This is a genomic window from Marinobacter alkaliphilus, from assembly GCF_055394375.1.
On record NZ_AP043751.1, the window covers coordinates 3,273,968 to 3,296,068 of the forward strand.

Annotated in this window: 20 protein-coding genes; 6 read left to right on the forward strand and 14 right to left on the reverse strand. The window is 58.4% G+C overall.

Annotated features, from left to right (window positions below; genetic code table 11):
* Positions 1-56: 56 nt before the first annotated feature.
* Positions 57-1,520 (reverse strand): IMP dehydrogenase, encoded by a 1,464-nt coding sequence (gene guaB, locus ACZ5Q2_RS14965; protein WP_061331017.1) that lies wholly within the window; start codon positions 1,518-1,520, stop codon positions 57-59.
* Between the two features lie 190 nt (positions 1,521-1,710).
* On the opposite strand from guaB, the gene xseA reads away from it, so the two are divergent.
* The 3 genes from xseA (at position 1,711) to ACZ5Q2_RS14980 (ending at position 5,653) form a co-directional block, all read left to right on the forward strand.
* The gene (gene xseA, locus ACZ5Q2_RS14970; protein ID WP_061331016.1) at positions 1,711-3,090 is read left to right on the forward strand and encodes an exodeoxyribonuclease VII large subunit; all 1,380 of its coding nucleotides are present in this window, start codon (positions 1,711-1,713) and stop codon (positions 3,088-3,090) included.
* A gap of 111 nt (positions 3,091-3,201) precedes the next feature.
* On the forward strand, positions 3,202-5,076 hold the full coding sequence (locus ACZ5Q2_RS14975) for a propionyl-CoA synthetase (protein ID WP_061331015.1): 1,875 nt from the start codon (positions 3,202-3,204) through the stop codon (positions 5,074-5,076).
* Positions 5,077-5,443: 367 nt separating this feature from the next.
* Entirely contained in the window at positions 5,444-5,653 is a 210-nt protein-coding gene (locus ACZ5Q2_RS14980) for a cold-shock protein (RefSeq protein WP_058089577.1), read from the forward strand.
* Between the two features lie 102 nt (positions 5,654-5,755).
* Here ACZ5Q2_RS14980 and leuA read toward each other — a convergent pair whose 3' ends face one another.
* Positions 5,756-7,450, reverse strand: a complete 1,695-nt coding sequence (gene leuA / locus ACZ5Q2_RS14985) for a 2-isopropylmalate synthase (RefSeq protein ID WP_061331014.1) — start codon at positions 7,448-7,450, stop codon at positions 5,756-5,758.
* A gap of 133 nt (positions 7,451-7,583) precedes the next feature.
* Here leuA and ACZ5Q2_RS14990 point away from each other — a divergent pair, with 133 nt between their 5' ends.
* Positions 7,584-8,084: an Lrp/AsnC family transcriptional regulator gene (locus ACZ5Q2_RS14990; RefSeq protein ID WP_061331013.1), complete on the forward strand. Its 501-nt coding sequence runs from the start codon at positions 7,584-7,586 to the stop codon at positions 8,082-8,084.
* Here ACZ5Q2_RS14990 and ACZ5Q2_RS14995 read toward each other — a convergent pair.
* The gene (locus tag ACZ5Q2_RS14995) at positions 8,072-8,695 is read right to left on the reverse strand and encodes a TetR/AcrR family transcriptional regulator (RefSeq protein WP_061331012.1); all 624 of its coding nucleotides are present in this window, start codon (positions 8,693-8,695) and stop codon (positions 8,072-8,074) included. The two genes, ACZ5Q2_RS14990 and ACZ5Q2_RS14995, sit on opposite strands and share 13 nt — an antisense overlap.
* A 125-nt stretch (positions 8,696-8,820) precedes the next feature.
* On the opposite strand from ACZ5Q2_RS14995, the gene ACZ5Q2_RS15000 reads away from it, so the two are divergent.
* Positions 8,821-10,554, forward strand: coding sequence for a proline--tRNA ligase (locus ACZ5Q2_RS15000; protein ID WP_061331011.1), 1,734 nt, complete (start codon positions 8,821-8,823; stop codon positions 10,552-10,554).
* Positions 10,555-10,616: 62 nt separating this feature from the next.
* Here the strand turns inward: ACZ5Q2_RS15000 and murB are convergent, their stop codons facing one another.
* From murB to ACZ5Q2_RS15045, 9 genes are all read right to left on the reverse strand, one after another.
* The gene (murB, locus tag ACZ5Q2_RS15005) at positions 10,617-11,648 is read right to left on the reverse strand and encodes a UDP-N-acetylmuramate dehydrogenase (protein ID WP_061331010.1); all 1,032 of its coding nucleotides are present in this window, start codon (positions 11,646-11,648) and stop codon (positions 10,617-10,619) included.
* A complete protein-coding gene (locus ACZ5Q2_RS15010; RefSeq protein ID WP_058089572.1) occupies positions 11,645-12,124 on the reverse strand; it encodes a low molecular weight protein-tyrosine-phosphatase in 480 nt (159 codons plus the stop codon). Before ACZ5Q2_RS15010 ends, murB begins: the two co-directional genes overlap by 4 nt.
* Complete coding sequence (gene kdsB / locus ACZ5Q2_RS15015; RefSeq protein ID WP_061331009.1) at positions 12,117-12,902, reverse strand: 3-deoxy-manno-octulosonate cytidylyltransferase; 786 nt, start codon at positions 12,900-12,902, stop codon at positions 12,117-12,119. Before kdsB ends, ACZ5Q2_RS15010 begins: the two co-directional genes overlap by 8 nt.
* Positions 12,903-12,928: 26 nt before the next feature.
* Positions 12,929-13,117, reverse strand: coding sequence for a Trm112 family protein (locus tag ACZ5Q2_RS15020; protein WP_011785222.1), 189 nt, complete (start codon positions 13,115-13,117; stop codon positions 12,929-12,931).
* Positions 13,110-14,171, reverse strand: coding sequence for a tetraacyldisaccharide 4'-kinase (gene lpxK / locus ACZ5Q2_RS15025; protein ID WP_061331008.1), 1,062 nt, complete (start codon positions 14,169-14,171; stop codon positions 13,110-13,112). Before lpxK ends, ACZ5Q2_RS15020 begins: the two co-directional genes overlap by 8 nt.
* A complete protein-coding gene (gene msbA, locus ACZ5Q2_RS15030; RefSeq protein ID WP_061331007.1) occupies positions 14,168-15,940 on the reverse strand; it encodes a lipid A export permease/ATP-binding protein MsbA in 1,773 nt (590 codons plus the stop codon). The genes lpxK and msbA overlap by 4 nt, the downstream gene beginning before the upstream one ends.
* A complete protein-coding gene (locus tag ACZ5Q2_RS15035) occupies positions 15,937-16,362 on the reverse strand; it encodes an ExbD/TolR family protein (protein ID WP_061331006.1) in 426 nt (141 codons plus the stop codon). The genes msbA and ACZ5Q2_RS15035 overlap by 4 nt, the downstream gene beginning before the upstream one ends.
* Before the next feature lie 5 nt (positions 16,363-16,367).
* Positions 16,368-16,994 (reverse strand): MotA/TolQ/ExbB proton channel family protein, encoded by a 627-nt coding sequence (locus ACZ5Q2_RS15040; protein ID WP_058089566.1) that lies wholly within the window; start codon positions 16,992-16,994, stop codon positions 16,368-16,370.
* 72 nt (positions 16,995-17,066) lie between these two features.
* Entirely contained in the window at positions 17,067-19,373 is a 2,307-nt protein-coding gene (locus ACZ5Q2_RS15045) for a DNA internalization-related competence protein ComEC/Rec2 (protein ID WP_432209935.1), read from the reverse strand.
* 230 nt (positions 19,374-19,603) lie between these two features.
* Here ACZ5Q2_RS15045 and ACZ5Q2_RS15050 point away from each other — a divergent pair, with 230 nt between their 5' ends.
* Positions 19,604-20,149 (forward strand): DUF2062 domain-containing protein, encoded by a 546-nt coding sequence (locus ACZ5Q2_RS15050; RefSeq protein WP_061331005.1) that lies wholly within the window; start codon positions 19,604-19,606, stop codon positions 20,147-20,149.
* Here ACZ5Q2_RS15050 and ACZ5Q2_RS15055 read toward each other — a convergent pair.
* Together ACZ5Q2_RS15055 and ACZ5Q2_RS15060 are read right to left on the reverse strand one after the other, a co-directional pair.
* Entirely contained in the window at positions 20,137-20,844 is a 708-nt protein-coding gene (locus ACZ5Q2_RS15055; protein ID WP_061331004.1) for an ABC transporter ATP-binding protein, read from the reverse strand. The genes ACZ5Q2_RS15050 and ACZ5Q2_RS15055 overlap by 13 nt on opposite strands.
* Positions 20,837-22,081: a lipoprotein-releasing ABC transporter permease subunit gene (locus ACZ5Q2_RS15060; protein WP_061331003.1), complete on the reverse strand. Its 1,245-nt coding sequence runs from the start codon at positions 22,079-22,081 to the stop codon at positions 20,837-20,839. Before ACZ5Q2_RS15060 ends, ACZ5Q2_RS15055 begins: the two co-directional genes overlap by 8 nt.
* Positions 22,082-22,101: the final 20 nt, after the last annotated feature.

Consider the following 22,101-nt stretch of genomic DNA (forward strand, 5'->3'; position numbering starts at 1 on the left):
GGGCTTTAAAAAAACAGCGCGGCCCGGAAACCGGGCCGCGTCAAATCAGGCAGTTTTTAGCCGATTCGGTAGTTGGGAGCTTCTTTGGTGATGGTCACGTCGTGCACGTGGCTCTCACGCATCCCGGCGTTGGTAATGCGCACAAATTCCGGCTTGGTACGCATCTCATCCATGGTTGCACTGCCTGTGTAACCCATGGATGCACGCAAGCCACCCACCAACTGGTGCACGATGTTGCGCATGGGGCCTTTGCAGGCCACACGGCCTTCAATGCCTTCCGGCACCAGTTTTTCAATACCTTTGCTGGCGTCCTGGAAATAGCGGTCGCTGGAACCCTGCCCCATGGCACCAATGGATCCCATACCACGATAAGCCTTGTAACTCCGGCCCTGGAACAATTCCACTTCACCCGGAGCTTCGTCAGTACCCGCCAGCAGGCTACCGATCATGACGCTGTGAGCGCCCGCTGCGATGGCTTTTGCGATATCACCGGAGAACCGGATACCACCATCGGCAATCACGGGTACGCCGCGCTCTTTCAGCGCCGCTGCCACATTGGACACCGCCGAAATCTGCGGCACACCAATGCCGGCGACAATGCGGGTGGTACAGATGGAGCCGGGACCGATGCCCACCTTGACCGCATCCGCGCCGGCATCAGCCAGGGCAATCGCCGCACCCGAGGTGGCAATGTTACCGCCAATCACCTGAACATCAGGGTAGTTCTGCTTTACCCAGCGAACCCGGTCAATCACACCCTTGGAATGGCCATGGGCGGTATCCACGACAATCACATCCACGCCGGCTTCGGCAAGCGCTGCAATCCGGGCATCGGTATCGCCACCGGTACTCACCGCCGCACCCACTCGCAGACGGCCCTGCTCGTCTTTGCAGGCCAGCGGGTAGTCTTTGGCTTTCTGGATATCCTTGACGGTAACCAGGCCCCGCAATTCGAATTCGTCGTTCACTACCAGAACTTTTTCAATGCGGTGACGGTGCAGCAGTTCCTTGATTTCCTCCAGGCTGGCACCCTCTTTGACCGTAACCAGCTTTTCCTTCGGAGTCATGATGTCACGCACCAGGGTATCCATCCGGCTTTCGAAGCGGATATCACGCCCGGTGACGATGCCGACCAGATCAGTGCCGTCGACAACCGGAAGGCCGGAAATGCTGTTGGCCATGGTGATATCCACCAGTTCCCGAACCGTTGTCTCCGGTGTGACGGTGATCGGATCTTTCACCACACCACTTTCATATTTCTTGACCTTGCGTACGGCAGCTGCCTGCTGCTCAACTGACATGTTCTTGTGCATGATGCCGATGCCGCCTTCCTGAGCCATGGCAATGGCCAGCTCGGCTTCAGTGACCGTATCCATGGCCGATGACACCAGCGGAATATTCAGGGTGATGCCTTTGGTCAATTGAGTCTTCAGCTCCACCTGATGAGGCAGAACTTCGGAATATCCGGGCACGAGGAGAACGTCGTCAAACGTGAGGGCTTCTTCGGCAATACGCAGCATTTGGGTCCGCCTTTTGAACATGCTAAGTTTGGAAATTCCATGCTGTACCCGCGGCGGCACAGCAAAGCAAAATCCTTAATCGATCTATTATAAAGTGGTGCCAACAGACAGTAAACCGCGAGGTTTTTGGCGTTTGGTTGCATCTTTTTGAATTTCCGTTATTTTTACCCCTCTCTTTCGGCTATTGCGTATGAATAATCACGGAGCGCGCCCTTTGATACCCCCTTATCCGGATTCCCGGCCCCGGGCCCTGTCGGTCAGTGAACTCAACCATCAGGCACGCCATCTGCTGGAAACCAGCTTTATGCAGGTGTGGGTGGAGGGCGAATTGTCCGGATTTTCAAGACCTTCCTCCGGGCACTGGTATTTCTCCCTGAAGGACCAGAAGTGCCAGGTACGCTGTGCCATGTTCCGGGGTGCCAATCAACGCCTGCGCACCCTGCCCCGTGAAGGCGACCAGATTCGCATCCGCGGCAAGGTCACACTCTACGAGAACCGGGGCGACTACCAGATCATTGTCGAACACCTGGAGCCGGCAGGGCTGGGCGAATTGCAACAGGCCTTTGAGGCCCTGAAGATGAAACTGCAATCGGAGGGCTTGTTTGACCCGGCCCGAAAAAAACCGGTTCCAGCCACACCGCGCCACATTGGCGTGGTGACCTCACCCACGGGTGCCGCCATCCATGACATATTGACCGTGCTGGCCCGCCGCTGCCCGGCCATCCCCGTCACCCTCTACCCCACAGCAGTTCAGGGCCAGGCCGCCACGGCCGACATCGTCAACGCGATCCAGCGCGCCCAGCAACACGGCGTGGCCGATGTATTGATCATCGGGCGCGGCGGCGGCTCACTGGAAGACCTGTGGTGTTTCAATGAAGAAGCAGTAGCCCGGGCTATCGCCAGCTGCAGCATTCCAACTGTCAGCGCGGTGGGCCACGAGGTTGACGTGACCATTGCCGATTTCGTGGCAGACCTTCGCGCCCCGACACCCTCGGCGGCCGCTGAGAAGGTTTCCCCGGACCAGAGCCACTGGCTGCGCCGGCTGAACGAGCAGGAACTGAGGCTGAGTCAGGCGGCGCGCCGGTTAACCCAGCGCCTGCACACCCAGCTTGGCCACCTGTCTGCGCGGCTGCGGGACCCGCGCCGGGAGTTGCAGGAAAAGGCGCAGCGCATGGATGAGCTGGACGTGCGGCTGAACAAGGCGATCGCCCAGCGACTCATCCAAACCCGGGTAAAAGCCGATCACCTGACCCAGCGCCTTGCCACCCAATCCCCACGCCGGACACTGATCGCCGCCCGGGACCAGGTGACCCGTCTCCACGAGCGGTTGGAGATGGCCACCCGCCACTACCTTAAGCAGCAACAGGAACGTTACCAATACAACGCCCAGGCACTCCACGTTGTCAGCCCGCTCGCCACCCTGGGGCGGGGTTACGCGATTGTCAGGGATGAGCAGAACCAGATTGTTCGTGACGCCAGCAAGCTTGGCGAAGGCGCCGCCATCACCGCCCGACTGGGCCACGGCAGCGTTACGGCGAAGGTGACGGAGATCAATTCCAACGGGGATTAAACGGACAAAAACGGCCAACTACGCCTATGGTCTAGTAGCCCCTGTTTCTAAAGCTCCTACAGTTGTGCATAACAGCCACAGAACAATAACAGCACAACTGAGGTGGAAAGCATGACATACCACTCCGAGTTCCGCCGGTCCATCGACCAACGGGATGACTTCTGGCGCGAGCAGGCCCAGAACATTGACTGGATCGAAACCCCGAACACCATCTGGCAGGCACTCGATAACGGTCACGGCCAGTGGTTCCCCGATGGCCTTCTGAATACCAGCGACGTGGCCCTTGACGCCAACATCCGGGCGGGCCGTGGTCAACAGACAGCCCTGATTTACGATTCGCCGGTGACTAACAGCCAGCAACACTTCACCTATGACGAATTACGGGATGAAGTAGCCCTGTTTGCCGGCGCCCTGCGTGCTCGCGGGGTCGAGAAGGGTGACCGGGTCATTATCTACATGCCAATGATTCCGCAGGCAGCCATTGCCATGCTGGCCTGTGCCCGCCTGGGCGCCATCCACTCAGTAGTGTTCGGTGGGTTTGCTGCCCACGAACTTGCGGTGCGTATTGAGGATGCCAAGCCCAAGGCGCTGATCACTGCCTCCTGCGGCATTGAAGTCACCAAGGTCATTGAATACAAACCGTTGGTGGACAGGGCCATTGAGCAATCCAGCCACAAGCCTGAGCTATGTGTGGTGTACCAGCGGCCGCAAGTCACAGCCAACCTGTCGGAAGGACGGGATTACGACTGGAACGACATGACCGCCAATGCGGAGCCAGCAGACCCGGTGCCAGTGAAAGCCACCGACCCGCTTTATGTACTTTACACCTCCGGCACCACCGGCAAACCAAAAGGCGTGGTGCGGGATAACGGCGGCCATGCCGTGGCCCTCAAATACAGCATGAAACTGGTCTATGACGCCAAACCCGGCGATGTCTTCTGGGCGGCGTCAGACGTGGGCTGGGTGGTAGGCCACAGCTACATTGTCTATGCGCCTCTGTTCGCTGGCTGCACCACCATCCTGTATGAGGGCAAACCGGTAAAAACCCCTGACGCCGGCGCCTTCTGGCGGGTAGTCCAGGATCACAAGGTGAACATGCTGTTCACCGCGCCCACCGCCTTCCGGGCCGTGCGCAAGGAAGACCCCGAAGCAGATCAGCTAAGCCGCTACGATGTCTCGTCGCTGAAACGCATTTTCCTGGCCGGCGAGCGGTTGGACCCCCCCACCTACGAATGGCTGAAGGAACACACGGGCCTGCCGATTCTCGACCACTGGTGGCAGACCGAAACCGGCTGGGCCATCTGCTGCAACCCCGTAGGCATTGAAATGATGACCACCAAACCGGGCTCGGCGACGGTACCGTCACCCGGCTTCAACGTGCAGGTCGTCGATATGGAAGGCAGCCAGGTACCGGCCGGCGAACAAGGCCAGATAGCCGTCAAACTGCCCCTGCCACCGGGGTGCCTGATGACCGTATGGGGCGACGACAAACGCTTCCAGAGCAGCTACCTGAATCCGATTCCCGGCTTTTACAGCTCCGGCGACGGCGGCTTTATTGATGACGACGGCTACGTGTTCATCATGGGCAGGACCGATGACGTGATCAACGTCGCCGGACATCGCCTGTCCACCGGCGAAATGGAAGAGGTGGTAGCTTCTCACCCGGCAGTCGCGGAGTGCTGTGTTGTAGGCGCCCACGACGACATGAAGGGCCAGATCCCGGTCGGCCTGGTGCTGATCAAAGACGGCGCAACCATAGACCAGGATGAACTGGAAGAAGAACTGGTAGAAATGGTCCGCGACAAGATTGGCGCCATCGCCTGCTTCCGTCGGGCCATGGTGGTAGAGCGTTTACCGAAGACCCGGTCTGGCAAGATTCTGCGCCGCGTGATCCGCCAGATTGCGGACGGCGAAGAGTACAGCGTACCCAGCACCATTGATGATCCTGCCATTCTGGAAGAGATCAGCGAGAAATTCGTGCGCTGACCTACCCCGCCCGTGCAAACGGACCACAACACAACTCTGCCTCAAACACCGGCAGAGTTGTGTTTCATCCTTATGACAACCCGTTGTTTTTTATCAATTAAAATCCCGACACTGATCACTAAAAAAACAATTGACGCCCCCCAAAGTCGGTCTATACTAAAAATTGCTGTGCTCTTCTGCAGCGGTATTTGACGAATGCGCTACAACGTCCTGCCCAGGCTTCGCGTTGCCCCTTCCTCAGTACGCTCCGGACGACTCAGCATCGACGGCTTCCGCTCAGGCGGAAACCGCGTTTGTATGGATCCAGAGTCTGTGCGAAACAAGAAGGTCCCGTGAGGGCAAATTTTCAGAAAGACAGGAAAGATCGATGTCCGATACCAAAACTGGCCACGTGAAGTGGTTCAACGAATCCAAGGGCTTTGGCTTTATTGCCCAGGAAGGCGGCAGTGACGTTTTCGTTCACTACAGTGCAATCAACTCCAACGGTTTCCGTACCCTGACAGAAGGTCAGCAGGTGCAGTTTACCGTGACTCAGGGACCCAAAGGCCCCCAGGCGGAAAACGTAACCCCTCTGTAAGGGCGACGGTTTACCGCCGGATGCCCCTCACGGGCAGACGAAAACAGAACGGCCGGCAATTATGCCGGCCGTTCTGCGTTCAGGCGTAGACAGAACCGGGCATCAGACCGCTTCCGCTGCTTCCGGCGCCTTGGCTGCCGGCATATCCGTGCCCACCGCCTGGGCCACCGCAGAGAACAGAGCCTGCAAGGTAGCCGAGGTGGTATCTTCCGCCAGGGCAGCCGCACTGCAATGCTGGCCATTGGCGGTCAGGCGGATACAGGCCAAGGCGTTGGCGTTGGTGCCCTCGCCCAGGGCAAACTCATCGTAAGCCTCGACAGCCACCGTAACGCCAAAGCGCTTGGCCAGGCCGTCAGACACCGCCTCGACCGCACCCAGGCCACAGCCTTCAAAGGTCACGGGAGAAGAGTCGCTACCGACCACCACTTCCGCACGAACACCCTCTTCGTCCCGATGCAAATCGTAGGAACGCAGTGACCAGTCTTCATGAACCTTCAGGTAGCGGTCTTCGAACAAGCGGTGGATGGTGTGGGAATCAATTTCGCCACCGTTGGTCTCGGCTTCTTTCTGGACCACTTTACTGAATTCGATCTGCAACCAACGCGGGAGGGTAATGTCGTAGTCGCGCTCCAGTACGTAAGCCACACCGCCCTTGCCGGACTGGCTGTTGATTCGCACCACTTCCTCATAGCGACGGCCCACATCGAACGGATCGATGGGCAGGTAGGCCACGTTCCAGGCGTCGTCATCGTTGCGGCGGGCCAGGCACTTACGGATGGCGTCCTGGTGGCTGCCCGAGAAGGCGGTGAACACCAGCTCGCCCGCATACGGATGACGCGGGTGGGTTGAAATCTCGGTACAGGCTTCCACCACCTCGGTAATTTCCGCCATGCCGGACAAGTCCAGGGTCGGATCAATGCCCTGTGAATACAGGTTCATGGCCATGGTTACCAGATCCATGTTGCCAGTGCGCTCCCCGTTACCCATCAGGGTACCTTCAATCCGATCAGCGCCGGCCATCACGCCCAGTTCGGCCGCAGCCACCGCACACCCCCGGTCGTTATGGGTATGCAGGCTGATGCTGATGTGCTCGCGATACCGGATGTTTTCGCAAATCCACTCCACCTGGTCGGCAAACACGTTAGGGGTAGACATTTCTACGGTAGCCGGCAGATTGATAATCACCGGCTGCCCCTGATCCGGGCGCCACACCTCGGTGACCGCATCAATCACTTCCGCAGCGAAGTCCAGCTCGGTGCCGGTGAAGCTCTCCGGGGAATACTGGAAGGTCCAGTCGGTGTCCGGATAACGGGCCGCAATCTCTTTCACAAGGCTGGCACCGTTAACGGCAATCTCGCGAATGCCGGCCCGGTCCAGACCGAACACCTGCTCCCTCTGCACGGTAGAGGTGGAGTTGTACACGTGCACGATCGCCTGCTTCGCACCCTTCAAAGCTTCGTAGGTACGCTCAATCAGTTCCGGGCGGGCCTGGGTCAGCACCTGGATTTTCACATCGTGCGGAATCCGGTTTTCTTCAATCAGCTTGCGGCAGAAATCAAAATCCGGCTGGCTGGCGGCCGGAAAACCAATCTCGATCTCCTTGAAGCCAAGCTTGACCAGCAAATCGAACAGGCGCTGTTTCTGGGCAACGGACATAGGCTTGATCAGCGACTGGTTGCCATCCCGCAGGTCGACAGCACACCAGGTGGGTGCTTTCTCGATAACCTGGTCCGGCCAGCGACGGTCTTTCTTGGCAACCGGTTTGAAGGCGACGTATTTACGATGATCAAAGGCCATAACGGAACATTCCTTTCGCTGTTCGTATCAATGGAGAGAGTGTAACGCCCAAACGACGCTATTTGGTTGCTATTTTAGCCCAAAACCGTTATTCATAAGCCACATATTGCCATCAAGTCAGGATTTACAGCATATGATTGCGAGTAATAACAAGGCGCTGGTCAGAATTGACAAAACTGACCGGAAAATCCTGGAACAATTGCAGAAGGACGGCTCACTGACCAACCAGCAACTGGCGGAGAAAGTCGGGCTTTCACCCTCCCCCTGTCTGCGCCGGGTGCGGGCGCTTGAAGACGCGGGCATCATAGTGCGCACGGTGACGATTCTGGACCACAAAAAACTGGGGTTGTCGCTGACCGCCATCATCCTGATTGGCATGGACCGACATACACCGGAACGCTTTGCCGCTTTCGAGGAACAGGTGGCGGTCTTTCCCGAGGTTCAGGAGTGCTACCTGATCACCGGCCAGAGTGCCGACTACATGCTGAAAGTGGTGGTGCCAGACATGGACCACTATCACCAGTTTCTGCTTAATCGCATTACCCGGATTCAGGGTGTCAGTGGGGTGCACTCCAGCTTTGTACTGCGGAGGGTAATCGACAGTACCGCCCTGCCCCTGGGCTATCTTTCCTGACGGGCCAGCTCTGCCAGGTAAGCCCTGGCCATACACTTCAATTCCACCACTAACTGCTGCCCCTGGTCGTCCGGCAGGGTGGCTGCGAGCCTGAGGATGGTTCCGGCAGATCGGGGCAACAACAGGCTGGCGGTCCAGCTGCGTTCCTTCGGCAACGCCGGATACTCCTGCTGGAGCCGGGCATCCAGGTCACGGGCGTTGCTGTAGAGTTCCCGCAGATCCAGTTCCCGCAGCTCGGGCATGGACTCAACGCCGCTCCAGATTGCCGAGTACGCAGGTTCGGTGCGGTAGAAGTCATAGAACTGATCAATCAGCACATCCACCGCGTCGTGCAGGCTCAGCTCGGGCAGTTTCTCCCGCAGCGCGGTTTCCATTTTTTCGACATGCCCTTCGGCAATGGCATGAACGATGGCCGCCTTGTTTGGAAAGTAGCGGTAAAGGGACGCTAACGACATGCCAGATTGCCGGGCAATGGCGGACATACTGGTGCCATCTACCCCGTTCTCATGAAAAATGGCCGCGGCATGGCTGAGGATATTGCCCACCCGCTCCCGACTGCGCGCCTGAACCGGTCGCCGGCGAGGTGTTACGTCGATAGATTCGTCAGTCATCATCTGTACCTTGTGAAGCAGGCTCCGTACAATAACGTCCACTTTACGACAAAGAAAGGCAGAAGCAGGCCAGAAGCCCTGCCAATTAGTCTTAACCCCCACTTTTCAATAAAGCGGAAGACACGATGCGAGCAAGCCGTTACCTGATTGCCACCCAGAAAGAGACACCCTCAGATGCAGAGATTATCAGCCATCAGCTGATGCTGCGCGCCGGAATGATCCGGAAGCTGGCCGCAGGCCTCTACACCTGGCTGCCCATGGGCCTGCGTACCCTGCGCAAGGTGGAACGAATTGTTCGCGAAGAGATGGACAAGAGTGGAGCCCAGGAAGTTCTGATGCCGGCCGTGCAGCCAGCCGAACTCTGGCAGGAATCCGGGCGATGGGAGCAGTACGGCGGCGAACTGCTGCGCATGAATGACCGCCACGGCCGTGACTTCTGCTTTGGCCCGACCCACGAAGAAGTCATCACCGACCTGATCCGCAACGAGCTGAAAAGCTACAAGGAACTGCCGGCTAACTTTTATCAGATCCAGACCAAGTTCCGTGATGAGCGCCGCCCCCGCTTCGGCGTTATGCGTGCCCGCGAATTCATCATGAAGGATGCCTATTCCTTCCACCTGAACGCAGCTTCGCTGGATGACACCTACCAGGTTATGCACCAGACCTACTGCAACATCTTTGATCGCCTCGGGCTGGATTACCGACCGGTGCAGGCGGATTCCGGTGCCATTGGCGGCAGTGCCTCCCACGAGTTCCATGTACTGGCATCCTCCGGCGAAGACGCCATCGTGTTCAGCACCGAAAGCGATTACGCCGCCAACATCGAAAAAGCCGAAGCCATTGCCCCTGCGGGTGATCGCCCGGCCCCTGGCGAGGCCATGACCGAAGTGCACACGCCAGGCCAGAAAACCATCGAAGCCGTTTCCCAGTTCCTCGGCCTGCCGGCAGAACGCAGCGTGAAGACCCTGCTGGTCAAAGGTGAAGCCGACGAGAACGGCGAGTCTGGCCTGGTTGCACTGATTCTCCGGGGCGATCACACCCTGAATGACATCAAGGCAGAAAACCTGAACGGCGTTGCCGAGCCGCTGACCATGGCCACCGATGAAGAAATCGAAAAGGCCATTGGCTGCAAACCCGGCTCCATCGGCCCGGTCAACCTGGCTGTGCCTGTGATCGTCGACCGCAGCGCTGCCCACCTTGCAGACTTCGTGTGTGGTGCCAACAAGGACGATTACCACCTGACCGGTGTTAACTGGGAGCGCGACGTACCCCTGGGCCGGGTAGAAGACCTGCGCAACGTGGAGGAAGGTGATCCCAGCCCGGATGGCAAGGGTACCCTGGAGATCCGCCGTGGTATCGAGGTCGGCCACATCTTCAAACTGGGTAACAAGTACAGCTCCGCCATGAACGCCACCGTTCTGGATGAAAACGGCAAGACGGTGATCATGGAAATGGGCTGCTACGGCATTGGCGTCTCCCGTATTGTGGCCGCGTCTATCGAACAGAACCATGACGACAAGGGCATCATCTGGCCAGACGCCATCGCTCCGTTCCAGGTGGCCATTGTTACTCTCAATGCCCACAAGAATGCGGTAGTGGCCGAAGCTGGCGAGAAACTTTACAGCCAGTTGCGCCAGGCGGGTTACGACGTACTGCTGGATGACCGTAACGAACGCCCGGGCGTGAAGTTCGCCGATATGGAATTGATGGGCATTCCTCACCGGTTCGTGATTTCAGAGCGCGGGCTGACCGCCGGCACCCTGGAATACAAGGGCCGCCGCGATGAAGAAAAACAGGACATCTCGGTGGAAGAAGCGCTGGCGTTCCTGGTGAAAGCCTCCCCGAAGGGCGGCCTCTAAGGCCGCTCGATCATCCCCTGGGCTGCCTGAAAGGGCAGCCCGGCGGTTTCTGACCAGCCACGCTAACGAGCGCCAACGACACCCGGTTCCATTTCAAGCTCAACCCCGAAGGTTTCCTGCACAGACCGGCGCACCTCGTCAGCCAGCGCCAGCACCTCGGCACCAGAGCCCCCCGAGTGGTTGATCAGCACCAGAGCCTGTCGGTTATGAATACCCACCCGGGTATTGCGAAAGCCTTTCCAGCCAGCCTGGTCAATCAACCAGGCCGCAGCCAGTTTGACACCCTGCTCTACCGGATAAAACACCACACCAGGAAAGCGCTCCTGCAACCTTTCAAACGCCACCTGATTGATCACTGGATTCTTGAAGAAGCTGCCCGCGTTAGGCAAAACGGCGGGGTCCGGCAGCTTGCGGTGCCGCACCGCCATCACCGCTTCAGCAACCTCCAGAGGCGTAAGGGCGTTGACATCGGTATCCCCGAGATAATCCTGAAGATCCCGGTAATCCAGTTTTAATGGCAAGGATCGGGAAAGCTTTAGTCTAAGTTCAAGGATGATGTAGCGGCCAGGCTGCCGTTTGAACAGGCTGTCACGGTATCCAAGCTGGCAATCGCCGGCGGCCAGGGTAACCACACCCCGGGTAACACGATCCAACGCTGTCACACTTACCAGGGTATCGCCAAGTTCAACACCGTAGGCACCAATGTTCTGCACCGGCGCAGCGCCGGCAGTGCCGGGAATCAGCGCCAGGTTTTCTATGCCCCGGTAACCCGAGCGGGCAGCGTATAAAACTGCCTCATGCCAGTTTTCACCAGCACCCAGAACCAGTACGGCGTCATCACCGTTTACTTTTTCCCAATGCCGGCCCCGAATCTGTATGTGCAGGACCGCACCGTCAAAATCACCGGCAAACACAAGGTTACTGCCACCACCGAGAACCAGGGTGTCCAGCTCCCGGGCCTCGGCCCAGGCCAGTGCCGCGGTGAGGTCATCCACGCCGGCAATCCGGATCAAATAACGAGCCCGCGCCGCAATCGCGAGTGTATTCAGCTCACGCAGATCAGCATGCTCGGTGACACTCAGCGCACCATTCAAGCCAATCGCCCCCGGATATCCTCCAATAAGCCTTGACTGGCTTCGTGAATCAGGTCAAGCACTCGTTCAAAACCGTCCTCACCGCCGTAGTATGGATCCGGCACCTCGGCCTGGCCGGACTCACCAAACTCAAGAAAAAGGCGAGGTTCGGTGCCGCCATTCTGATGCCAGATATCCCTGACATCGGCCAGGTTCTGCCTATCCATCACCAACACGTAATCAAACCGGTCGAGGTCTTCAGCCTTGATCTGCCGGGCCCTCAGGTCACTGATATCAACACCGCGACGGTCTGCCGCCGCCATGGCCCGGGCATCCGGCGACTTACCAATATGCCAGTTACCGGTGCCACAGGAGTCAATGTGCAGGTGCTCTGTCATTCCCTGCTCAGTGACCAGTTGCCTGAACACCCCTTCCGCCGTTGGCGAACGACAGATGTTACCCAGACAAACAAACAACACACTGACCTGATCAGGCATAACGTCCTCCTGCTTCTATCAAAGCCCGCACCCGGGCCAGATCCTCTTCGGTATCGACGCCCGGTGCGGGCGGTCGATCAGCAATATCCACGTGGATGTGAGCACCGTTATACAAGGCCCGGAGCTGTTCCAGCGCTTCCACCTGTTCTGTCGGTGCCGGCGGCCAGCTGACAAACTGGCTGAGCACACTGGCACGGTAGCCATAAATGCCAATGTGCCGGAAGTAACCAATGCCTTCGGGTAAGTCTACGTCCGCCACCGACGCGTTGGCGGGCCAGAAGTCCCGCGCCCAGGGGATGGGTGCTCGACTGAAGTAGTGCGCCATGCCCCGGTTATCGAACACCACCTTCACCACGTTCGGGTTGAACACCTGCTGGGCGTCATGGATACGCTCGCACAGGGTGGCAATACTGGCTTCAGGGAAGTAGTCGAGATTATCGGCCACCTGGTTGATCAGCGCCGGCGGTATCAGCGGCTCGTCACCCTGGACGTTAACCACCCGGTGGTCCGGGTCCAGCCCCAGTTTTCGGGCAACCTCCTCAAGCCGATCCGTGCCACTGGCATGGTGTGGTGACGTCATGACCACCTCGGCACCGAATGCCTGACACGCTGCCTCAATGCGCTGGTCGTCGGTGGCAACCACGACCCTGCTCGCCCGACTTTCCTGGGCGCGTTCACATACGTGCTGGATCATCGGTTTACCGGCAATCATGGCCATAGGTTTACCGGGTAACCGGCTGGATGCGTAGCGGGCGGGGATGACAACGGTAAATGACATGCTGATGCGTCCTGCTGGCGGGTGTGTCAGTGCTTATCAAGCCGTTCGTCGGTACTCAGGGTACGGGCCTCTACGGCCAGCATGACAGGAATTCCCTCACGAATCGGAAACGCCATGGCGTCCTGGTAACAGATCAGCTCGGTACGGGCATCGTTGAGCTTGAGTTCACCCTTACACACCGGGCAGGCCAGCATGGCCAACAGTTTCTTATCCATGGTTGGTTCTCTCAATATTTTGTTGATGCAACTGCCCAGAGCATGCCCTGAGCCGTTCCAGAAAGCGATGTTCAAAAGGTTCCGACAGGCAGGCATCCACCGTCAATACCCAGGCGTTATCGGGGGCAAAGCCCCGGCATTTGACCGCATCCTTCGCGGTCATGACCAGCCACTCGCCAGCGCTGGAACCAAGGTCTTCCGGGCGGAAGCGGTGATGATCTGGAAAAGCCGCTTCGGTGACCTGTGCTCCAAGATTCCTCAGTGTGTCGAAGAAACGTCCCGGGTTGCCTATTCCGGCGACCGCACGCACTGACCGGCCCCCGAGTGCGGAGGGCGCCAGAGTCTCCCCGGAGTTTAGGTTGACCAACGACGCCGGCTGCAGTGACATGGCATGGATCTCGGGATGCGCAACGCCGGCAAACTCGTCGATCTGCTGACCCGACGGCGGGAACGCTTCACCATTGAGAATCACAAAATCCACACTCGAGAGCCGTGTTACCGGTTCGCGCAGGGGGCCCACCGGAATCAGGGCACCGTTACCAATGCCTCGGCCGGCATCGAAAACCGCCAGTTCAATATCCCTGGGCAAGCGGTAATGCTGCAAGCCATCATCACAGATCAGGACATCGCCGAGTGCCTGCTCCAGGGCCCAGCGCCCACCGCGACAACGGTCGGGATCGACCACCACCGGGCACCCCGTGGCCAGCGCCAGCATCAGCGGCTCATCACCGCAGACCGATGCCGGCGTAGTGTCTTTTACCAACAAAGGATAATGATCGCTTTTGCCGCCGTAGCCCCGGCTCAGGATAACCGGATGCCAGCCGTCCTGCTTCATGCGTTGCACCAGCCGCGCGGTCAGGGGGGATTTGCCGGTACCACCGGCGGTGATATTGCCAACTACTACGACCGGCACGGGCAAGCTTTCATTGCGGGCCTGCCAGGCTTTCCGGCGTTTCGATTCAGACACCACACGGTACAGCCAGGCCAATGGACCCAGGATGGCCAGGGGCTTGCCCTGGCCATACCAAAAGCGGTCAATACGGCTGCTGCTCATGCATGCTCGCTGAACTGGATCTGATGTAACTGGGCATAGGCGCCATCTGCCGCCAGCAATTCCTCATGCGTGCCGGATTCGACAATATGGCCTTTGTCCATCACCAGTATCCGGTCCGCCTTTTCGATGGTGGACAGGCGGTGGGCAATCACCAGCGTCGTCCGGCCTTGCATCACCGTCTCAAGGGCTTCCTGAATATGCCGCTCCGACTCGGTATCCAGTGCCGAGGTGGCCTCATCAAGGATCAGGATCGGGGCGTTCTTCAGCAGAGCCCGGGCAATGGCCAAGCGCTGGCGCTGGCCGCCAGACAACATCACACCGTTATCCCCGATCATGGTATCCAGACCTTCCGGCATCCGGTCGATAAACTCGAGGGCATGAGCCTTGGCGGCCGCTTCCCGGATTTCTTCACGACTGCAGTTGCGCAAGGCACCGTAGGCGATGTTGGCGGCAATGGTGTCGTTGAACAGCACCACGTTCTGGTTCACCAGAGCAATCTGGGAACGCAAACCTTTGAGCGAGAATTCCTTGAGAGACCTGCCATCGATTCGGATGTCACCCTCGGTATACTCATAGAATCGGGGTAGCAGGCTGACCATAGACGATTTACCACTGCCCGAACGGCCGACCAGTGCCACACTCTGCCCGGCCGGCACGCTCACTGAAATGCCGTCCAGAACATTATCCAGTTGATCACGATAGCGGAAGCACACCTTGTCGAACTCAATATGGCCTTCCACACGCTCTGGGGTGTATTCGCCGCGATCCTCCTCTGGCTGCTCGTCCATAGTTTCGAACACGTCATAGGCCGCAGCCACGCCCTTCTGAATCTTGGCGTGCACCGAGGTTACCTGGCGAATGGGCTTGGCCATGGTCGTCGCCGCCGTAATGAAGGCGATTAACTGGCCGGTACTCATCTCACCACGAATTTCCGGAGACAACATGGTCCAGACCAGCGCGGCAATGGCGATCGCCACCAACACCTGGATGACCGGCACGCTGATGGCCTGAGTGGAGGCCATTTTCAGGCTTTGTTTGAGGTTCTGGTCGCTGACGTCTCGGAAGCGCTCACGTTCGTAGTCCTCACCGCCAAAGGTGCGCACCACTCTGTAGCCGGAGATGGATTCTGAAGCCACGTGGGTGATATCACCCATCGAACCCTGAATGCGCTTACTGATTCGGCGAAAGCGCTTGCTGGCGTAATTCACCACCAGCCCGATCACCGGCCCCACGGTCAGGAACACCAGGGTCAGCTTCCAGTTGGTGTACAGCATAAAGCCGAGCAAACCAACGATGGTCAGGCCTTCGCGGAGGGTGATGGTGATGGCGTTGGTTGAGGCCTCGGCCACCTGCTCGACATTGAAGGTGAGCTTGGACACCAACCTGCCCGAGGCATTGTCATCATAATACCGGGACGGCAGTGTCATCAGGCGATCGAACACATCATTACGGAGGGCATTGATTACCTGCCGCCCGACGTAACTGATGAAGTATTGACTGAAAAAGGTGCCCACCCCCCGCAAGGCGAAAATGCCGACAATCAGACCCGTCAACAACAACCGGTTCTGATCCGTCGGATTCTCAATGGCGGTAATCACATACTCCATGGCAGCCGCCATGCCTGTGGAGGCCGCTGCATAGATAATGTTCCCCAGAACGGCCAGGGAGAACGCGAACCAGAAAGGCTTCACATAGGCGAGCAATCGTTTGTACGTTGCCCAGCTTCCGGTTGGCGGTACCTTCAAAGGTTCCGGCCTTGCATCGATCACGGAGTCTCAGCCTCCCGCTCTGTGGTTATGCTCAGTTTCGCAAACCCCAGGCGGCCGGCCACATCCATGGCACGCACAACGTATTCATGGGGAGTTCTGGCATCGGCCGTAATGATAAACGGCAAGCTGTTGTCTCCCTCAGCTAATTCCCTGACACCCCGCTCAAGGGTTTCACGCCGATTATTGACCAGGGTCCTCTCGTTCAGGATGTACTGGCCCTCAGCATTGATCACCACATCGATCTGCCTTACCTCAGAGGGCGAAACCGGTTCGCCGCTCGCCTCGGGCAAATCCACCTGCAGGTGGCTTTCCCGGGTAAAGGTGGTGGACACCATAAAGAAAATCAGCAACAGGAACACCACATCGATCAGTGGCGTCAGGTCAACCCCGACCTCCTGGCTTCTCTGGCGCTTGAACTTCACGGTGTTCAGGCTCCTTCCACGTCGATTTCACGGTCGCCATGAACCACTTCCACCAGTTTGATGGCTTCCTGCTCCATGTTAACGACCAGCTCATCAACGCGACGAATGAAGTAGCGGTGACAAATCAGGGCGGGAATAGCCACGCTCAGGCCCGCGGCCGTAGTGATCAGCGCTTCCGAAATACCGCCAGCGAGATTACCGGCGTTACCCACGCCCGCCAGCTGAATTTCCGCAAATACTTTGATCATACCGATGACCGTACCCAGCAAGCCCAGCAGCGGTGTAATAGTGGCAATGGTACCGAGGGGGTTCAGGAAGCGTTCCAGATCATGGATGACCTGGCTGGCTTCATGCTCAATGCTCTCTTTCATGATCTCCCGGCCGTGCTTGGCGTTGATCAGCCCGCCAGCGAGTATACGGCCCAGGGGTGATGAGCCCTGAAGCGCCTTGAGCTTGCGCCCGTTCAGTTCTTTTTTCTTGATCCAGCGCCAGAGTTCGTTAATCGATTGTGGGGGCGCTACCCTGGAGGCCCGCAGAGTCCAGAATCGCTCCAGAACAATGGCAAGCGCCAGGATGGAACAGGCAACAATGGGCACCATCAGGATGCCACCGGCTTTCAACAGCTCGAACACGCTTGATCTCCCTGATTAGTTACAAGCCGCGCTACTTTAGCATAGCTGCCGGTTCAGGCCACACCCGGAATGTCACGGTATTTTACATTGGTCACGGGTCAGCCCCGCCCCCTGGATCCAAAACGGCGCAGTGTGGCGTAGCTCACTGATTTCTGGGCCATCCTCGCGCAGGGTGATAACGATCTCTCCGGAACAGGCGGTGTTGAGTGGGCGAGCGCCCGCCAGCTGGTAGCGGGCCACCACGTCAGGATGGGGGTGGCCGTATCGATGCCGATAACCCGCTGTGTAAATTACCCAGTCGGGGGCGACAAAATCGATCCACGGTGCAGAAGACGATGTTTTACTGCCGTGGTGCGGTGCAAGTACCAGACGGAAATCCATCGCTTTGCGCAACCACGGCACCGCGCCGGGGGCAAGCATCTCTGCCTCTACCCGTTTACTGATATCCCCGGTGAGCAGCACCTCAGAACCGCTTGCAGGATGGTGAACCCGGACCACACAGGACGCATCGTTTCCTGTACGCTCGGCTTGGGACTGCCAGAATTCGAACACCACCCCATGCCACTCGAACGGCTCTGACCGACATTGTCCTACCGATTTCCCCGCCACTTCGTCCAGAATCCCGGCCACGACTTCCGGCTCACCGCTCTGTATCTGCCCCACATCGACGGCTTGTAGCAACTGTACCAGGCCACCGGCGTGGTCACTGTCACCGTGGCTGATTATCAGACGATCAAGTTTGTTAATCCCCAGGGCCCGGAGGTTCGGAAGCAGTGTCGAGTCAACAGCCGAAAACACACCCCGTACTTCCGGCCCTGTGTCGTAAACCAGTGCCTTGCGCCCCACACGCACCAGAACAGACAGACCCTGGCCGACATCCCAGACACGAATTTCCGGCTCCACCACCTCTGGGTTAATGGCGGCAGGCCTTGTCAGCACCGCCGTGACCGCCCAGGCCCCGACTAACGCCACGGTCATCAGGCGAAAAACCCTGTCAGGGAAACGGAGCAGCAGAACGACGACAGCCGCCAACAATGCCAGCAAAAAGGGTGATGCCTCTGGCGTTAATACGGACACTGGAGCCGCCAGTTGCTCCACCCACTGCAGCCAGGCCATCAACGGGCTAAGGACTGCATCAAGCAGCGAACTTACCCAACCCGCCACCGCGCCACCAGACACCAGTACCAACAAAGCACCTGCGAACAGCACCGGCATGACAACCAGTGATACCCAGGGAATCGCCACCAGGTTTGCCACCAAACCCGCCAGCGGCTGGCTCTGCCCAAGCCCGGTCAACAATGGCCACAAGCCTGCAAAAACCGCTACCTGTGCCAACACCAGCCCCTTGAGCCAGCCGGGGCCTGCCAGGCGCCCGCTGAATATCGCCAGCAAAACTGCCACCGCACCAAAGGACAACCAGAACCCCTGATCCAGCGGCGCGAACGGGTCAAGCAACAGCACCAGAAACAAGGCTACGCAGAAGGGCCGCCAGACACTGGTCTGCCGGGCCAGCAGCAGGTACCAGCCGCCAACCAGAACCATGATCAAGGCTCGGCGGGTTGGCACGGTAAACCCGGCAACCAGTGCATAGAACAGGCAACACAGGATAACCAACGCAAAGCCTGCGATTCGCCTGCGCCGCTCATCCAGCCAGTGTGCCGGCACTGACATGGTGAATCGGCGGGCAACCAGGCCGGCACCAACCGCCACCAGTCCCAAATGCAATCCTGATATTGCCACCAGGTGAATCGTGCCCGTCGCCCGAAGCGTTTGCCAATTCTGATCCGTGAGATAACCGCGGTGACCAATCAGTAACGAGGCAATCAATGGGTATTCACTGGCATCCGAAAAATGCCGATGAACCTGCTCAGCGACTGTTTGATGCCAGGCGTGGTACCGGCAATGCCAGCCACAATGAAGGTCATGGTCCAGGGCGACTGCCCGAACGCTTCCGGTTGCCCGGTAACCTTTCCTGAACAGCCAATCCTCATAACGAAACCCCTCGTGATTCAGGTTGCCGTGCGGCCGTTTAAGGACCACCTCCAGTCTCAGCCGATGGCCGGGCAGCGCCTGATCATTCCGGCCATACCAGGAAAGGCGAATCCGGCCGGGTAGCGGCTGGCCCGCACTCTGCCGAGTTTCTTCTGCCCAGCTGACACCACAAATACTGAAGCGCAAGCTATCGAAACTGCCGGCTTGTGGTAGCTCACAGACATAACCGGACAGTTCCACGCGCATGCCTTCGAAGTCACTCGGCAAACGTTCCGCCAAGCGGGTTTCTGAATGCCAGCTTGCCCAGGCCAGTCCCAGTAAAACCAGCACCAATAGCAGGATAATACGCTGCAGGACTTTCTGCCTGGCCAGAACGGAAATGCCCACGAGCAATAATCCCGCCAGAAACAGCCACCCGGGCGGTGGTAAAAGCGTTAGTTGATACAGTAAGATAACGCCGCACGAGAACGCGACAATGCCGGGCGCGCCGACTACGCTGTGTTCAGGCGTTTGGTGAGTATGAATCAGACCGGACAATCCTTGTCCTCCAGTGCATTAGCCCGGCGCGCTCAGGGTGCCGGAAGTTATCCATTCCGAAGCAACAGGCCGAACTTCCTATGCCCAAGAAGTTCATGAAACGGTATCTGCCTTCCCCGGAAAAAGTGCAATCCATCGAATCGTTGCGCTTTCTGGGCGATATCCTTCATGAACCCAACCTGTGGCACATCAACCGGCACAGTGTGTCTCGCGCGTTCCTGATCGGGCTATTTCTCAGTTTTATCCCGATGCCATTCCAAATGGCGGCGGCAGCAGGCATGGCCATCTGGATCAATGCCAACCTGCCGTTGTCCGTCGCCCTGGTCTGGATCAGCAATCCGTTGACCATGCCGCCCATCTTTTACTTTAACTACAAAGTCGGCGCCTGGATTCTGGACCGCCCCGTGCTGGCTTTTGAGTTCCAGCTCTCCTGGTCCTGGCTGAGCAGCCGCCTGATGGAGATTGGCGTGCCGCTCTATGTTGGGTCAATTGTGGTGGCGACCGCTGCGGGTTGCAGCGCCTATTTGATCATCCAGTACCTTTGGCGGCGTAAAATCCGCACAGACTGGCAGGTTCGGCGCTTCTCGAGAAGAGCCTGCAAGAAGACCCGCAATCAGGCCTCCTGAACCAATCGCCCTTGCTCAAGTCGCAACACCCGACCGAGACTCCGCGCCATTCGCATATCGTGGGTGACCATCACAAAGGCAATGCCAGACTGCTCTCTCAAATCCTCAATCAGAGCCCTGATACCCTCGCCGGTATGCTCGTCCAGATTACCGGTTGGCTCGTCCATCAACACACATTGGGGCTCGTTGACCAGTGCCCGGGCAATGGCCACCCGCTGGCGCTCACCGCCAGACAGCTCGGAAGGCTTATGCTTCAATCGCTTGCCCAGGCCAACCCGGTCCAGCAATGCTTCGGCTTTCTGCCTGGCCACAGCCAGCGACTGACCGCCCAGTGCGCAGGGCATCATCACATTTTCCAACGCGGTGAACTCCGGCAACAGATGATGGAACTGGTAGACAAAGCCGAGGTGGCCATTGCGGAAACGTGCCCGGCCGGCCTCCGACAACCGGTGAATATCCTCACCACAGATATGAATCTGGCCGGATGATGGCCGGTCCAGGCCGCCAAGCAGATTCAGCAACGTGGTTTTGCCAGCACCACTGCTGCCCACGATGGCAACGGTTTCGCCTGCCGACACTTCCAGGGAAATGTCGGAGAAAATCGTCAATGTCTCGGGGCCCTGGTCGTAGGTTCGGGTAACCTGGCGGCAGTCGATGACCAAAGGCTTGCTGGTGGTCATTTCTACTTCACTCATAACGTAACGCCTCTGCCGGTTCGACCCTGGATGCCCGCCATGCCGGGTAGATGGTTGCCAGCAGGCTCATCACCATTCCGGCGCTGCTGATAATGGCCACATCCTGCCACTGCAACTGGGACGGCAGGTAACTGATGAAGTAGACGTCGGCACTCAGGAATTGATGCCCCATCAGTCCCTCAAGCCAGGAAATGAAACCACTGATATTCAGGGCTCCGAAGATTCCGAGCGCGGTTCCCATCAGGGTTCCAAAGATACCTATTACAGCGCCCTGAATGATGAAAATTCGCATAATGCGCCCGGGTGTCGCCCCCATGGTTCGCAGAATCGCGATGTCTGCGGTTTTGTCGGTGACTACCATGACCAGGGTGGAAACAATATTGAAAGCGGCCACGGCCACAATGAACATCAGCAACAGGCCAATCATGGTCTTTTCCATCCGGATAGCCTGGAACAGGTTGCCGTGAGTACGGGTCCAGTCAGATACGTAGTAACGCCCCCCCAGATCCAGCGCAACCTGGTTGACCACGCGTGGGGCCGCGAACAGGTCATCCACCAGCAGCCGCACGCCCTCAGCACGGCCACCGGTTCGCATCAGGCGGGCCGCATCGTCCATATGAATCAGCGCATAGTTGCCATCCAGCTCGGCACCGACACTGAATATGCCTTTGACGGTAAATCGTTTGAGTCTCGGCAGCACGCCGGCCGGGGTTACCGAGGCCTCGGGCAGGACAACCGTCAGTTTGTCTCCGACCTGGAGCCTGAGGCTGTTGGCCATCAGCCGACCGATGATAATGCCGAACTCTCCCGGCTTGAGTTCATCCAGGCTGCCTTCAATGAAGTGATTCTCAATGATCGATACCGTGGCTTCCTGCTCGGGCACAATGCCGCTTAACATCACTCCCCGAACATCACCTCCGCCAGTCACCATGCCCTGGCCCTGAATAAAGGGCGCGGCCGCCAGTACCCGTGGATGCTCCTGTACGCGGCGATCAATCTCCTCCCAGTCTTCCAGCGGGCCCGAAGCCCCCTGAATCGTGGCGTGGGGCACCATGCCCAGAATGCGCTGCTTCAATTCCCGGTCAAAACCATTCATGACGGACAACACGATGATCAGGACCGCCACGCCAAGCATCAGCCCGAGCATGGAAGTCAGCGATATAAAGGATATAAAGTGATTACGTCTCTTGGCTGCGGTATACCGCAAGCCGATATAGAACGATAAGGGTCTGAACATGGGGAGGTGCCTGTCGCTAC

Coding starts and splice junctions, on each gene's coding strand:
- guaB (WP_061331017.1), bottom strand. CDS start 1,520: ATGCTGCGTATTGCCGAAGAAGCCCTCACGTTTGACGACGTTCTCCTC.
- xseA (WP_061331016.1), top strand. CDS start 1,711: ATGAATAATCACGGAGCGCGCCCTTTGATACCCCCTTATCCGGATTCC.
- ACZ5Q2_RS14975 (WP_061331015.1), top strand. CDS start 3,202: ATGACATACCACTCCGAGTTCCGCCGGTCCATCGACCAACGGGATGAC.
- ACZ5Q2_RS14980 (WP_058089577.1), top strand. CDS start 5,444: ATGTCCGATACCAAAACTGGCCACGTGAAGTGGTTCAACGAATCCAAG.
- leuA (WP_061331014.1), bottom strand. CDS start 7,450: ATGGCCTTTGATCATCGTAAATACGTCGCCTTCAAACCGGTTGCCAAG.
- ACZ5Q2_RS14990 (WP_061331013.1), top strand. CDS start 7,584: ATGATTGCGAGTAATAACAAGGCGCTGGTCAGAATTGACAAAACTGAC.
- ACZ5Q2_RS14995 (WP_061331012.1), bottom strand. CDS start 8,695: ATGACTGACGAATCTATCGACGTAACACCTCGCCGGCGACCGGTTCAG.
- ACZ5Q2_RS15000 (WP_061331011.1), top strand. CDS start 8,821: ATGCGAGCAAGCCGTTACCTGATTGCCACCCAGAAAGAGACACCCTCA.
- ACZ5Q2_RS15010 (WP_058089572.1), bottom strand. CDS start 12,124: ATGCCTGATCAGGTCAGTGTGTTGTTTGTTTGTCTGGGTAACATCTGT.
- kdsB (WP_061331009.1), bottom strand. CDS start 12,902: ATGTCATTTACCGTTGTCATCCCCGCCCGCTACGCATCCAGCCGGTTA.
- ACZ5Q2_RS15020 (WP_011785222.1), bottom strand. CDS start 13,117: ATGGATAAGAAACTGTTGGCCATGCTGGCCTGCCCGGTGTGTAAGGGT.
- lpxK (WP_061331008.1), bottom strand. CDS start 14,171: ATGAGCAGCAGCCGTATTGACCGCTTTTGGTATGGCCAGGGCAAGCCC.
- ACZ5Q2_RS15050 (WP_061331005.1), top strand. CDS start 19,604: ATGCCCAAGAAGTTCATGAAACGGTATCTGCCTTCCCCGGAAAAAGTG.
- ACZ5Q2_RS15055 (WP_061331004.1), bottom strand. CDS start 20,844: ATGAGTGAAGTAGAAATGACCACCAGCAAGCCTTTGGTCATCGACTGC.
- ACZ5Q2_RS15060 (WP_061331003.1), bottom strand. CDS start 22,081: ATGTTCAGACCCTTATCGTTCTATATCGGCTTGCGGTATACCGCAGCC.